11 protein-coding genes are annotated in these 13,209 nt (G+C 42.9%); 5 read left to right on the forward strand and 6 right to left on the reverse strand.

Translation table 11 applies throughout. The features are described from left to right. The first annotated feature begins 122 nt into the window (after positions 1 to 122). Complete coding sequence (gene asd, locus JMX13_RS11190) at positions 123 to 959, forward strand: archaetidylserine decarboxylase (protein ID WP_201612711.1); 837 nt, start codon at positions 123 to 125, stop codon at positions 957 to 959. Between the two features lie 117 nt (positions 960 to 1,076). Here asd and JMX13_RS11195 read toward each other — a convergent pair whose 3' ends face one another. After that, positions 1,077 to 1,682, reverse strand: coding sequence for a DUF1287 domain-containing protein (locus JMX13_RS11195; protein ID WP_201612590.1), 606 nt, complete (start codon positions 1,680 to 1,682; stop codon positions 1,077 to 1,079). A gap of 142 nt (positions 1,683 to 1,824) precedes the next feature. Continuing rightward, complete coding sequence (locus tag JMX13_RS11200; protein ID WP_265088412.1) at positions 1,825 to 2,514, reverse strand: HD domain-containing protein; 690 nt, start codon at positions 2,512 to 2,514, stop codon at positions 1,825 to 1,827. A 263-nt stretch (positions 2,515 to 2,777) separates the two neighbouring features. Here JMX13_RS11200 and JMX13_RS11205 point away from each other — a divergent pair, with 263 nt between their 5' ends. Next, positions 2,778 to 4,046: a CynX/NimT family MFS transporter gene (locus tag JMX13_RS11205; RefSeq protein WP_201612592.1), complete on the forward strand. Its 1,269-nt coding sequence runs from the start codon at positions 2,778 to 2,780 to the stop codon at positions 4,044 to 4,046. 123 nt (positions 4,047 to 4,169) lie between these two features. Here the strand turns inward: JMX13_RS11205 and JMX13_RS11210 are convergent, their stop codons facing one another. From JMX13_RS11210 to fadB, 3 genes are all read right to left on the reverse strand, one after another. Next, positions 4,170 to 4,745: an isochorismatase family protein gene (locus JMX13_RS11210; RefSeq protein ID WP_201612594.1), complete on the reverse strand. Its 576-nt coding sequence runs from the start codon at positions 4,743 to 4,745 to the stop codon at positions 4,170 to 4,172. Between the two features lie 261 nt (positions 4,746 to 5,006). Continuing rightward, positions 5,007 to 6,179: an acetyl-CoA C-acyltransferase FadA gene (fadA, locus tag JMX13_RS11215; RefSeq protein ID WP_201612602.1), complete on the reverse strand. Its 1,173-nt coding sequence runs from the start codon at positions 6,177 to 6,179 to the stop codon at positions 5,007 to 5,009. 246 nt (positions 6,180 to 6,425) lie between these two features. Then, positions 6,426 to 8,585 carry a fatty acid oxidation complex subunit alpha FadB gene (gene fadB / locus JMX13_RS11220; RefSeq protein WP_201612610.1) on the reverse strand — a complete coding sequence of 720 codons (2,160 nt, stop codon included), beginning with the start codon at positions 8,583 to 8,585 and terminating at the stop codon, positions 6,426 to 6,428. 758 nt (positions 8,586 to 9,343) lie between these two features. On the opposite strand from fadB, the gene JMX13_RS11225 reads away from it, so the two are divergent. From JMX13_RS11225 to JMX13_RS11235, 3 genes are read left to right on the forward strand one after another with little or no spacing between them, the layout of a single operon-like run. Beyond that, a complete protein-coding gene (locus JMX13_RS11225) occupies positions 9,344 to 10,450 on the forward strand; it encodes a polyprenyl synthetase family protein (RefSeq protein WP_201612612.1) in 1,107 nt (368 codons plus the stop codon). A 57-nt stretch (positions 10,451 to 10,507) separates the two neighbouring features. Beyond that, positions 10,508 to 11,326 (forward strand): DUF72 domain-containing protein, encoded by an 819-nt coding sequence (locus JMX13_RS11230; RefSeq protein ID WP_201612615.1) that lies wholly within the window; start codon positions 10,508 to 10,510, stop codon positions 11,324 to 11,326. Positions 11,327 to 11,371: 45 nt separating this feature from the next. Then, a complete protein-coding gene (locus JMX13_RS11235; RefSeq protein ID WP_201612617.1) occupies positions 11,372 to 12,247 on the forward strand; it encodes a DUF4145 domain-containing protein in 876 nt (291 codons plus the stop codon). A gap of 104 nt (positions 12,248 to 12,351) precedes the next feature. Here the strand turns inward: JMX13_RS11235 and JMX13_RS11240 are convergent, their stop codons facing one another. Beyond that, complete coding sequence (locus tag JMX13_RS11240; protein ID WP_201612620.1) at positions 12,352 to 12,981, reverse strand: superoxide dismutase; 630 nt, start codon at positions 12,979 to 12,981, stop codon at positions 12,352 to 12,354. Positions 12,982 to 13,209: the final 228 nt, after the last annotated feature.

Raw genomic sequence — 13,209 nt, forward strand, 5'->3', positions numbered from 1 at the left:
CTTCCTTATTTATAAATAGCTTACAGTTTATGGCCATACAACAATACCCTGACCATGATAAAATACCGCCATTAACTTGCCTAATTAATTATTACATCAAACCCTATTTTGGTAGCCTCATTATGAATTTATTTGCCACCCTTCAACAATTTGTGCCGCAGCAGCAGTTGAGTAAAGTCGCTGGACGTTTGGCCGCCAGCCGCCATCCTTATGTTAAGCGCACCTTTATTCGCAGCTTTGCCAAAGCTTACAATGTCAGCTTAGATGAATACGAGCGCCAAAGTTTTAACGCTTATGAAAGCTTTAACGACTTTTTTACCCGTGAGCTAAAAGACGACGCGCGTATCATCGATAGCAGCGCAAACGGTATTGTCAGCCCTGCCGATGGCGTTATTTCACAGTTAGGGCAAATCCGCGACCATAAATTGCTGCAAGCCAAAGGTCGTGACTATGACGTTGGACAATTACTGGCCAATAGCGAAGATGGTAGCTATTTTGCGGATGGTAGCTTTGCGACTGTATACCTAGCACCGAGCAACTATCACCGCGTGCATATACCATTTGCTGGTACGTTGACCAAAACCCGTTATGTACCGGGTACGCTATTTTCTGTCAATAATACCACGGCGGCAAACGTGCCTGATTTGTTTGCCCGTAACGAGCGTTTGGTGTGTTTATTTGATACAGAATATGGCAAAGCGGCAGTTGTGATGGTTGGAGCGATGATTGTCGCTGGTATCGAAACGGTAGCGACGGGCAAAATCAGCCGCACTGATGATATCCAAGAAGCCGAGCACAATATGAGCTTTGCAAAGGGCGATGAGCTTGGACGCTTTTATTTAGGCTCGACCGCGATTGTAATACTACCAAAAGGCGCAAAAGCCGATTGGCAAGAGAACATGCAAGCCAATAGTATGGTACAAATGGGACAGTTATTGGGTGTGGCTAACGCTAAATAATCCATCTGTTTAACGATGAAAACATAAGCCCAATTAAGTATGAATCATCATGCTTAATTGGGCTTTTTAATGGGAGTTATGGTTTCGTCGTAAGATAGCGGCTAATAAGGAAAGTAGCTAATAACGAAAGTGCTTGTGTATAGGATAAGCATAAAGGATATTTTCTTCTTGCGTACCGCGGCCGATATTATGAATAATCAACGGCGTACCATCAGCAGCTGCTTTGTCTGATACGATACCTATATGCGGCAAGTTACCATTGGGCAAGCGCCACGTTACAATATCTCCGACTTGAAAGCTGTCTTTATCAGTGACTGATAACGACTGCCCATGCTGCACAAAAAATACCTCAAGATTGGGCACACGGCGATGATCGATATTTTTATCCGTTGACTTTAAGCCCCATATTTTCGGATAGGCAGACCAATTTGACTTCATGTCATGATTGACCAACTGCTGCAAATCTACATTTTGCAAACGATAAGCGCGAATAATCACATCGGTACAGACGCCGGTCTTTATTGCTACATCGCCACGCGGAAATTCCAGCTTACGGTAAGTAGGGTCATAGCTCACTGTGATACCGATCTGCTTTTTGGCATCGTGTGCCAATTTATCACCATCGCTGACAGGAGCAAGCGCTTGCGCCATTTGCGCTAATCCCAGCATGCTGACAAAGGCTAGCGATTTGCACAATGTTTTATAGTTTTTAAATAAGTGCATGTAGCCTCTCTGTTATTACTGACCCCACTGTTCAATATAAAGGCTTTAGACGGCGTCAACCATTGCGAATCAGTAACGAGGTGACGCGATCAAACGACAACGCTATTAAATGAAAAGTCTAGCAACCAAATTCGGTATCAATTTACTTATCAACCAACCATCCTTGCTTAGTTGCATAGTCAATCTGTTTTGCTAGCCACTCATGGATACTCGGAAAGCTGTCTTTAATAAAGCCATGTGCGCCAGCTACTTGAGAGCGCGTAACGTTAGCATCAATCCACGTTTTTCCGTTGGTGTTCAGATTAAGCAAAAACGGTAATAAACGATCAACCACTCTAAGCAGTTGGCTCTCTTTACTATTACCTGTTTCCTGCTCCTCCCAAACCTCACTTAAATCAGTAATCCCATTACCGCGCTCGCTTTGCAATCGAGCAATACCGGTACGTTCTTCAACGTGTGCATCACCACGTGTATCAGCATATAAAAAAGTATCACCCGCATCAATCTCGCCCAAATCATGTATCAATGCCATTTTTAGCAATTTTTCATGATTGATATCCAGTTCAAACAACTCAGCGATTGACCAACATGCCATCGCTAAATGCCAAGAATGCTCAGCAGAGTTTTCTAAACGATTCGTACCCGTCACATAGCTACGTCGATTGACACGTTTAAGCGCATCCAGCTCTAGTAAAAAATGCGTCACGTCATCAATATCGATATTTGCAGTAAGCTTTGGATTGGTTAATAGCTTTTGCTTAGTCGATGGCATGGTTGTTGATAACGTAGCTTTCGAGGGCATCGATTTTGATGACATGGTTTCTAATGGCATGGCTTTCTCTAGTTTGAATGGTAAATGGTTAGCGCTTTGTCTAACTCTAATCTTTATACGAAAGCGCTTATTATAATAGACATTTTCTCACGCTGGTAAGAATGTAAGTTTTTCTAAAGCCATCAATAAAGGCAAATATCTAATTTTATATTGTTTAAGATTCGACTAATGCTCATAATAGGGCAACAGGCAATGCATAAGACTATGGACAAGGTTATGCATAAAATAATGGATAATAACCTGCACCAGACAAGGATATGTCGATGCCACTCACCACTGACGCTGCAACGCGTGCCAATTCATTAACTGCGAGTTCAATAATTTCCAAGCAAAAGCCACCCAATAAATGGCTGATTATCGCCGGCTTCTCTCTTTTACTTGGGGTCAATCAGTTTTTATGGCTGACCTTTGCGACCATCGTAATTAGTACCGAAGCGCATTTTGGCGTGAATGAGTTTTTTGCCAATTTATTAACGTTGATGTTCCCTATTATTTTTGTGCTACTCGCCATCCACTCTGGCAAGGTACTTGATAATATTGGCTATAAAAAAATTGTCAGCTTAGCGGCGTTGCTTATGCTGATAGGCTCAATAATACGCTGGTTAGGCGCTGATCATTATTGGACAGTGTTTGCAGGGCAATTACTGATCGCCATCGCTCAGCCGTATATTACCAATGCCATTAATCAGGTGACCTCGGATTGGTTTGATAAATCGCAAATCGCCACGGTAACAGGCGTGATTATGGGTGGGATGTTTTTGGCGACCGCCCTTGGTGCTTTTGCCCCTGCTCCATTAATCGAGGCGTTTGGCTTCTCAGGCATGCTACTTATCAATGTCATTATTACGGCGGTGGCAGTAGTAGGATTTTTGTTAGTCGTCGTTGAAAAACCCAAACAACAAGATAGCGCTATCTCACTGCACGAAATCGAATCGCTATTGAAAAACAAACGGCTCTGGTTTATCTCATTGGCAGTGTTTATTGCGATGGGTTATTTTAATGGGCTGAGTAACTGGATTGCGCCTATTCTTGCGCCGCGCGGTATTGATGAGGCGACGGCAGGCATAATTACCGCGATGCTGATCGTCGGCGGTATTTTAGGGGCGCTACTGATTCCGCTATTATCTGATTATCTGCAAAAACGGCGGATATTTTTAATATTGGCAACGCTGGTTGGTGCGAGTGCAACCTATCCTTTACTGTACTTAACGACAGGAACCTCAACATTATTGCTGAGTTTTGTACTGGGATTTTTCTTGCTAGCAGGTTATCCGCTACTGATTGCCGCCGCTGAAGACACCGTGCACGCCTCACAAGCGGCCAAAGCAGTTGCCATGCTGATGATGATGGGCAATCTCGGAGGCGTCATCATGGTGTTGCTGATGCAAGGCGTGAAAGGACTGACTGGCAGTTGGACACCGACTGGTTGGGTACTGATTATTGCCGTCGCTTTAGCCACCCTTTTAGTGTTAAGAATAAAGGATAAGCCAGCGATTAAAGCTACTGTTAAACCAACTTCAAACGTTGTTTAAGAGCCTTATTTCAAAGCGAAAAATTTAGTATTTAACAAAGATAGCGGCTAACTATCAAAGCGCTATCTTTTGTTATTAACCATTAAAGAAACGTTTTATTACCAATCAATCTGCTTAATTGAGCTACTTAATCAAATTACTAATGGTTTTAAATGCAGGGTCTTTACTACTGCGGCACAGCTCAAACAGAATGGTTTCAACCGTGGTAATCACACCTCCAGCGCGGCGGATACGGCGAATCGCTTGCTTTTTATCGTACGGAAAACGCGAGCCAACGGCATCTCCAATAATGACCGGCTGCATGCCATTATCGAGTAAATCCAGTGCCGTTTGTAGCACGCAAACATGAGCTTCCACTCCGAATAATAGAACAATGCTTCGATTCTGCTGTGCTAAATGATTCCATGAATCATCATTGTCGCAGGCACTAAAAGTCACTTTTTCAAAACCTTTGGCATTATCGCCTTCTAATAGCTCACGAATTTCGGGTAAGGTTTCGCCTAAGCCTTTTTTATATTGCTCATTGAGCATAATAGGGATACCAAGCGCTTGCAGACCTTTGATTAGAGTGACTGTTTTTTTGATGATATTTTCATGGTCATAAATATGCGGCGTCAAGCGTTCTTGGATATCGATAATCATCGCTTGGGTATTTTCACGGTCAATACGGTAGGTACGATCAGTAATCATGGTGGACATAGTACACTCCTTGTACGGCTAAAGCTGACGGTTCTAAACTTATTTAAAATTGGTATCAGGCTTAAAATTATAATGATTAATTCCTCTCTCATTTAGTCATAGTTTAGTGAATGCGTCAATGGAGATAAGCGATATAACAACTTATGATGTTTTAATTTTAAAAAACAGGGTAATCCTTAAATGCAAAAACCCCTAGCCATCATGACTAGGGGTTTTTATTAGAACGATAAATTATTTTAAAAAATTGATAATATTACAGGCTTAAACGCGCTCAATAATAGTCGCGATACCTTGACCAAGACCGATACACATCGTCGCTAGACCGATTTCAGTATCTGATTGTTCCATGGCGTTAAGCAAAGTAACGGTGATACGAGCACCAGAACAGCCCAGTGGATGTCCTAGCGCAATCGCGCCACCGTTGATGTTGACGATGTCTTGCTTGTCCGTCAAGTTCAAGGCTTTTAGTACTGACAAACCTTGCGCGGCGAACGCTTCGTTTAGCTCGATGGTTTGCATATCATCGATGCTCATGCCCGCACGTTTCAGCGCTTTTTGCGTTGCAGGCACTGGACCATAGCCCATAATTGCCGCGTCACAACCAGCAACAGCCATGCTGCGAATACGAGCGCGAGGTTTCAAACCTAGCTCTTTGGCTTTTTGCGCGCTCATGACTAACATTGCTGACGCACCATCCGATAATGCAGATGAAGTAGCAGCAGTTACCGTACCGCCTACTGGATCAAAGGCTGGGCGTAGCTTTTGCATTTGCTCCATGGTCGCATCTGGGCGAATCACTTCATCAACAGTACATAGTTGCAAGCGACCTGCTTCGTCATGACCTTCGATACCGATAATTTCATTGTCAAAACGACCTTCAGTCGTTGCAGCCCATGCACGGCGATGCGACTCAAGACCAAAAGCATCTTGCTCTTCACGAGTGATGTTATTCATACGACCTAGCATTTCAGCGGTCAAGCCCATCATGTTTGAGGCTTTTGCATAATGCTTTGATGCTTCAGGGTTAAGATCAACGCCATGCATCATGCCGACGTGACCCATATGCTCAACACCACCGATGATGAACACTTCACCTTGGCCAGTCATGATTTGGGCAGCAGCAGTATGTAGCGCCTGCATAGATGAGCCACATAGACGATTGACCGTTTGACCGCCAGCAGTCTTTGGAATACCAGCTAGCAGACCGATGTTACGACCGATATTTAAACCTTGCTCTAGCGTCTGATTAACACAGCCCCAGATAATGTCTTCGACGTCACGTGGGTCAAAGTCATTACGCTCAACCAATGCACGAACCAATTCAGCGGACATGCTATCAGCGCGGACATGACGGAACATACCGTTTTTGGTTTTACCCATCGCTGAGCGTACGCCATCTACGATGACCACGTCTTTTGGACTTAAAATTGTCATACTATCTTCCTTTTCAATTTTTATTGTCAGTGTAGGCAGTCCAATTTAATGCTATTACCTCGTCAATCTCGCTTAACGTACAATACGTACCTCTGCGCTCGATTTCCTTGTACTAGCCTTAAATGAAACTAACTATAATCGTACGCTTGCTATTAAATAACCTTGCTACTAAACAGTAGTGATAAATTAATTTTTCTCAGCCTAAATAGCAAACGTACGGCACTTCATCCTAGTAATGACTGCCTATTACGCGGTGGCGTAAAAAGTCTCGCCTGCTGCTGCCATATCGCGAATCTTTTGCGGGGCTTCATAAGCTTTGCCAAGGTGCGCGTATTTTTCACACAGTGCCAAGTAGTTATCTAGACCCATTTGGTCGATATAACGGCAAGGTCCACCGCGGAATGGCGGGAAGCCAACACCCATAATCATCGCCATATCCGCTTCTGACGGCGTGCTGACGATGTTGTCTTCTAGGCAACGGACGGTTTCATTACAGAACGCTAGCATGGTACGGTCGATAATCGCTTGATCATCAAAGGTCTGCTTTTCGCTATCAGTCGTGGCTTTTAGCAGCTCATAAGTGGCTTCATCAGCAACTTTCTTTGGCTTGCCGCGTTTGTCCATTTCATACTTATAGAAACCAACGCCATTTTTCTGACCTAAACGTTTGTTTTCATATAAAAGCTCAATCGCGCCTTTATAATCAGGCTTCATGCGGTCAGGGAAACCTTCAGCCATGACTTCTGCGCCATGGACACCAGTATCTAAACCAACGACGTCGATTAGATAAGCAGGACCCATCGGCCAGCCGAATTTTTCCATGACTTTATCGACATGAGCAAAATCAGCACCTTGCTTAAGTAGCAAGTCAAAGGCGCCAAAGTATGGGAATAGCACACGGTTGACTAAGAAACCTGGGCAATCATTAACCACAACGGGCACTTTACCCATTTTAGTAGCCAAGGCGACCGTAGTAGAAATGGCTTCTTCAGAAGATTTTTTACCACGAATGACTTCAACCAATGGCATACGGCTTACCGGGTTAAAGAAATGCATCCCAACGAAGTTCTCTGGACGCTCAAGTGCTTCAGCCAAGAAAGTAATAGAGATAGTTGAAGTGTTTGAGGCTAAGATACAATCATCTTTTACCAAGCCTTCCACTTCTTTTAATACCGCACGCTTAACATTTGGATTCTCTACCACTGCTTCGATAACGATATCAGTTTCAGCAAAATCACCATAATTCAAAGTCGGACGGATACGGCTTAAGGTTTCACCCATTTTTACTGGGGTCATTTTGCCGCGTTCGACCATTTTGCCAAGTAACTTGCTGGCTTCGCCCATACCAAGGTCTAATTGCTCAGACTTGATGTCTTTCATGATGATTGGTAAGCCTTTGCTAGCTGCTTGATAGGCGATACCACCGCCCATGATACCAGCGCCTAGTACGGCCGCTTCATTGATTTCATGTGCGTTTTTGCTATGCTGCTTCGCTAATTTTTTAACCAACTGATCGCTTAAGAACAAACCAACCAAGCTTTCTGCTTGTGGGGTTTTCGCCGCTTTTGCAAAACCAGCCGCTTCTACTTCGATTGCTTTATCACGTGGTAAATTAACGTGTTTTTCCATCGCCGCGATAGCCAGTGCTGGCGCAGGGTACTGCTTAGGATTGGCCTTTGCAAAGATCATACCTTTTGCACTATTAAACGCCATCGCTTGCTCAAGCTGATTTAATTTAACAGGAACGAGCTTCTCTTCACGCTTCGCTTTCCAATCAAGCTCACCTGAGATACATTTTTTGACCAAATCAATGGCTGCATCTTGCAAGTCATCAGCAGCAACAGTCGCATCAACCAAGCCTAACTTTAGCGCATCAAGTGCTTTCTTTGGTGTACCAGTGGCAATCAATTCAAGCGCATTGTCGATACCAATCACACGCGTAGTACGAACGGTACCACCAAAGCCTGGGAAGATACCCAGTTGGGTTTCTGGTAGACCAATGATGGCTTTGTCGCTCATGACACGGTATTCACAAACCAAAGTCATCTCACAACCACCGCCAAGCGCCGCGCCATTGATAGCCGCTACTTTCGGAAACGGTAAATCTTCAAAGCGATTAAAGGCGTCATTAATATTAATAACCCAATCTTTAATCTCTTCTTCTGGCTGCTTAAAAGAAACAACGAATTCTGTAATATCAGCACCAGCGATAAACACGCCTTTGCTTGAAGTTACGATTAAACCCTTAACGTCATCGGTTTTTTCTAAAGCGCTAACGACTTCAGCAAATTGCTTATTGGTTTCAGCATCAAACTTATTCACGCTCTCATTTTCGGCGTTGTACTGCATGTTGGCGATGCCATCCTCTAGCATTGTCACCGTAATGCGATTTCCTTGGTATACCATTTGGAACTCCTTGCTATATAACGAAAGCTACATTTTAAAATTAAAAGTTTTAAGGTTAAGGTACATAGCCAGTTATTGTTAGAAAAACGAGTAATAACACTGCCAACATACTATCTTATAAAGTTAGTACAGAGTGCGCAGTGCAGATGTCTTTATTATCCAGCGCTCATGCTTATATATTCATTTTTATGCTGAATGTTACCGCGTTAGCACAATTGAATACGGCGCCTCATTTATATACGTTTGTTACCGGTACTGATGTTATCAATATTGACTGAACATTGAGATGATAGGTCACTTAAATAAGGTTAAAAATCCACTTTTTAAGCGCCAGACCATTTTTACGCCAATTAGTGTAGGGGATTATGCCCCCGACTGTCACAAGCTAATACCATACTCGCAAGTCACTCTTAAGTCGACACTAACCCTTTACCTTGCTGCCAAGGTGCTTTAAGTGACCGCTTGTATACTGAGATTATATGATGAGCGCTATTCATTCAATCTTTAGAGCTTTCCATCTTGATAAACAGCACTTTTCTATTTACAACTCCTCTGCATTATCAAAACATATCCAACGTCTAAGTTAAATCAATAATACGTAACGATGGCTTGTTGTATTATTTCCGTCTTTTTTAAGCCAATTTCTTAACATTAAACCGCCAAAAATGCGTCATTGATAATACTCGCGGCATAAGGAATATAATCTATCATGCTACACTAGCGCTATTTTTATTATTCACCTGATAGATGGTTGGGTTATGACTGTTTCTACTTCTACTATTACGCCAAGCCTGATGCCTGCAAGACTTGTATCTTTTGCTAGCTTTGATAACAATACTGAGCAATTTCATAGCGCCGTGCGCGCGCAACTGTCGCAAGATATCGAGGTGCTGTTTGCTTATGCTGAGCTGCCAAGCCCGCTGCTTGATGCCTGCCGTTATGTGATGACAGGTACTGGTAAATTGGTACGTCCGTTGTTGGTCGCCAGTGCCTTTGATAGTGTCAATCAAAGCAATGCTAATGCCAATGAAAATACAGATAAAAGCACTGATAATAAAAACAGTATGGCTAACGCTGATGGTTTGGAAGCTCTATTAGAAAACGACTCAGATTATGATATGGCGCGCCGTGCAGCTTTAGCGGTTGAATTACTACATACTTATTCATTGGTGCATGATGACTTGCCATGTATGGACGATGACGAACTGCGCCGTGGTCAGCCAACCGCGCATATCGTCTTTGAAGAGTCGACCGCCCTACTGGCAGGTGACGTATTACAGACGTTAGCTTTTGAAGTGCTGACCGCCGAGATGCCAACCTTTGCGCCTTTTGATTCAGCTATCGCCAGCCAATTAATCGCCATATTTGCGCCGCGTGCCAGACGTATGGTGTCGGGTCAAATGCTCGACCTCAATGCCGAAGCCACTACTGGCATTTCACAAAACGATTTAGAAGCTATCCACCGTGATAAAACCGGTGCATTAATTGAAGCGGCGATGCTTATGGGTGGTATTTGCGCTGGTGCTACCGCTCCGCAGCGTATGGCTCTGCAAGAGTGCGCCCAGCATATTGGTCTGGCTTTTCAGGTTCAAGACGATATCTTAGATGTGACTACTAGCACCGATACGCTTGGCAAACCTGCTGGCAGTGATGAAAAACTAGATAAATCCACCTATGTAAAATTGATGGGTGTTGAGCAGGCAACCAGCTACGCGCAATCGCTATTTGATGACGGACGCGCCGCCATTATCCGCGAGTTGAGCAGCCGTGAATTAAGCAGTCGTGAGTTTAGTAGCGAAAAAGACAGTGCAGACAACAACGCACTACTGGCACTCATTGAGTGGCTATGGTCGCGGAAAAAATAACGTCATAAGAAACGAGCTAAATATTTTAATTATTAAAAATAGCAAAGGGTGGTCAATATGGAAAGTGCCCCTACTCCGCGTATTTACCTTGGCACGGGCGGTTATAGCGATACCGATTTACTCGGCACGCTATATCCAACTGGCACCAAAAAGACGGACTTCTTATGTGAGTACGCCAAGCAATATGGCGCGGTAGAAGTTAACAGTACCTTTTATGCGCCTATCGGGCAAAAAGCCTTTGCAGGTATGGTCAATAAAGCCTATGCCGAAGCAAATAGCCAATTGAAATTTGCCGTTAAACTTCATCAGGATTTTACCCATGCGCGCAAAGGCACTGCCGAGCACGCGCAAGCATTTCTTACTGCTCTCACCCCGCTTATCGAAGCCAATGCTCTCGCGCCATTATTACTGCAATTTCCACATGGCTTTGACCGTACCCGCGAGCATCGGCTGTATCTGGCAAATCTCGTTAGTTGGTTCAAAGACTATCCACTCGCTATTGAGTTTCGTCATAATGGCTGGCATACCTCGCAAGTGGTCGATAGCTTTATCGAGCAAGGTTTGATTTGGTGTAGCGTAGATTATCCCAAAGTCAGTGGTCTACCGCCGTCACGGCTGATATTCACCCAGCGCACGGGCTATCTGCGTATGCATGGTAATAATCTAAACTGGTGGGATGCGATGAGCGCTGCCGACCGTCATGATTATCGTTATAGTGAAGCGGAGATGCAGGACTGGGCGCAAACGATTGCCAATCAGCGTCAGCATTTTGATGCGTTATATATATTCTTCCAAAATACGGTTAATGCGCATGCGTATTATAATATTGCTATGTTGCGTGAGGCGTTGGGTAAGTTTGGTTTTGAGATTCTATGATATTTATAAACTACTAAACGATTTTACTAAATGGGTCTTTAAAAAATGTCAAATAAAAAAGTCAGAAGTTATTGTCGCAGTTGTGGGCAATCTACCAACCACAACATACTTGCTGAGCAAATAGATTCTTTCCGAGAGGACTACGAGTATGATCAAACTTATCAAATTCTCGAGTGCCTTGGGTGTGACACTAAATCTTTTAGAGACGTACTTGAAGAGATTCAACATGCTTTTCAAATTTCTCAAAATGAATGGGAAGTTCCAACTTCCATTACTGTTTACCCTCGATTCATCAAAGATCATCGTTCTTTAGATGGCGAATACCATCTGCCAGTTACAGTTAGACAAATATATAAGGAAGTACTCCTAGCTTTTCAGGAAGAAGCTCTTATTCTTGCAGGATTAGGATTAAGAGGAACAGTTGAAGCAGTCTGTAATGATTTGAAGGTTACTGGTCGAGACCTCGAAATTAAGATATCTAAGTTAGCAACTGCAGGTTATATTTCTCGTAGAGATGCTGAACGACTACATGGAATCAGATTTATGGGAAATGACGCCGCTCATAAGATCAAAAAACCCAATACAATTCAACTATCAGCTGCTTTAAAGATAGTCGAACATATGCTTTTAAGCGTTTATATTCTTGAAGAACAAATACAAGGTAATATCGATACATTAATAACAGAGTTTATGCAATTCGAAAAGATATTGAACAAGAAACTTGAACATTTTAACTCAGGGGATGAAGTGCCAATTATGGGTATATTTGGCAGCGATATTCGTCGAATAAAAAACTCATTGCCTGACTTGGAAGCTGAACTTATAAAACAGATTGATGCTGGCACAATTACAAATATTAAGAAGGGAAAGATAGATAAATACGAATACTCAAAACATGACCTTCAACATTTTATATTATAGTGAATAATTTACTGAAAGCACTTTGAAAAGATATCGGCTTAACCAAATAAAAAAGGACGCCTCGCAGCGTCCTTTTTTATCAATCAAATACTAAGTCTTAAAGATTACTCTTCAACACCAGCATCTTGACCTTTATATTTAGCGTTTGCGTAGTCCCAGTTCACTAGCTTTTCTAGGAACGTATCAACATAGTCAGGACGACGGTTACGATAATCGATGTAGTAGGCATGTTCCCACACGTCACAAGTCAATACTGCTACTTGGTCATGTGCAAGTGGCGTATCAGCGTTAGCTGTTTTGGCGATAGACAATTTGCCACCGACTTTATCAGCCACTAGCCAAGCCCAACCAGAACCGAACTGAGTCAATGCTGCGTTTTTGAACTCTTCACGGAATTTATCATAGCTACCAAAATCTTCTTCGATTTTCGCTTTCAAGTCACCAGTAGGTTCGCCGCCGCCATTGTCTGGCGTCATGCAGTTCCAATAAAACGTGTGGTTCCATACTTGGGCTGCTTGGTTAAACATACCTTGTTTGCTGTCATCTTTAGCGGTTGCTACGATGATTTCTGACAAAGTTTTGTCTTCTAGACCAGAACCTGGTAGCAATTCGTTTAACTTAGTCACATATGCGTTGTGATGCTTGTCATGATGGTATTCTAGCGTTTCAGCACTGATATGTGGCTCTAGCGCGTCTTTTGCATACGGTAGTTCTGGTAATGTAATCTTTGACATATTATTTTATCCTTGCTGGTTTAGCCATTAGTATTAGGTATAGCTTAAAACAAACGCTATAAATTATGAGACTAAATTGGCTTAGTTTATTGTTAGAGAAATTTAACACTCACTAGGCTAACACATAATGCGGTAAACCTAAAAAAGCGCTAAATTTGAAAGTTATCTTAAGCGAGCAACACTCAATAGTTATTATATCGTTAAATACGAGAAATTTTAAACACTCAG

This window comes from Psychrobacter immobilis (assembly GCF_904846285.1).
Lineage (GTDB): Bacteria > Pseudomonadota > Gammaproteobacteria > Pseudomonadales > Moraxellaceae > Psychrobacter > Psychrobacter immobilis_D.

Coding starts and splice junctions, on each gene's coding strand:
- fadB (WP_201612610.1), bottom strand. CDS start 8,585: ATGGTATACCAAGGAAATCGCATTACGGTGACAATGCTAGAGGATGGC.
- JMX13_RS11195 (WP_201612590.1), bottom strand. CDS start 1,682: ATGCACTTATTTAAAAACTATAAAACATTGTGCAAATCGCTAGCCTTT.
- JMX13_RS11200 (WP_265088412.1), bottom strand. CDS start 2,514: ATGCCATTAGAAACCATGTCATCAAAATCGATGCCCTCGAAAGCTACG.
- JMX13_RS11230 (WP_201612615.1), top strand. CDS start 10,508: ATGGAAAGTGCCCCTACTCCGCGTATTTACCTTGGCACGGGCGGTTAT.
- asd (WP_201612711.1), top strand. CDS start 123: ATGAATTTATTTGCCACCCTTCAACAATTTGTGCCGCAGCAGCAGTTG.
- fadA (WP_201612602.1), bottom strand. CDS start 6,179: ATGACAATTTTAAGTCCAAAAGACGTGGTCATCGTAGATGGCGTACGC.
- JMX13_RS11240 (WP_201612620.1), bottom strand. CDS start 12,981: ATGTCAAAGATTACATTACCAGAACTACCGTATGCAAAAGACGCGCTA.
- JMX13_RS11235 (WP_201612617.1), top strand. CDS start 11,372: ATGTCAAATAAAAAAGTCAGAAGTTATTGTCGCAGTTGTGGGCAATCT.
- JMX13_RS11205 (WP_201612592.1), top strand. CDS start 2,778: ATGCCACTCACCACTGACGCTGCAACGCGTGCCAATTCATTAACTGCG.
- JMX13_RS11210 (WP_201612594.1), bottom strand. CDS start 4,745: ATGTCCACCATGATTACTGATCGTACCTACCGTATTGACCGTGAAAAT.
- JMX13_RS11225 (WP_201612612.1), top strand. CDS start 9,344: ATGACTGTTTCTACTTCTACTATTACGCCAAGCCTGATGCCTGCAAGA.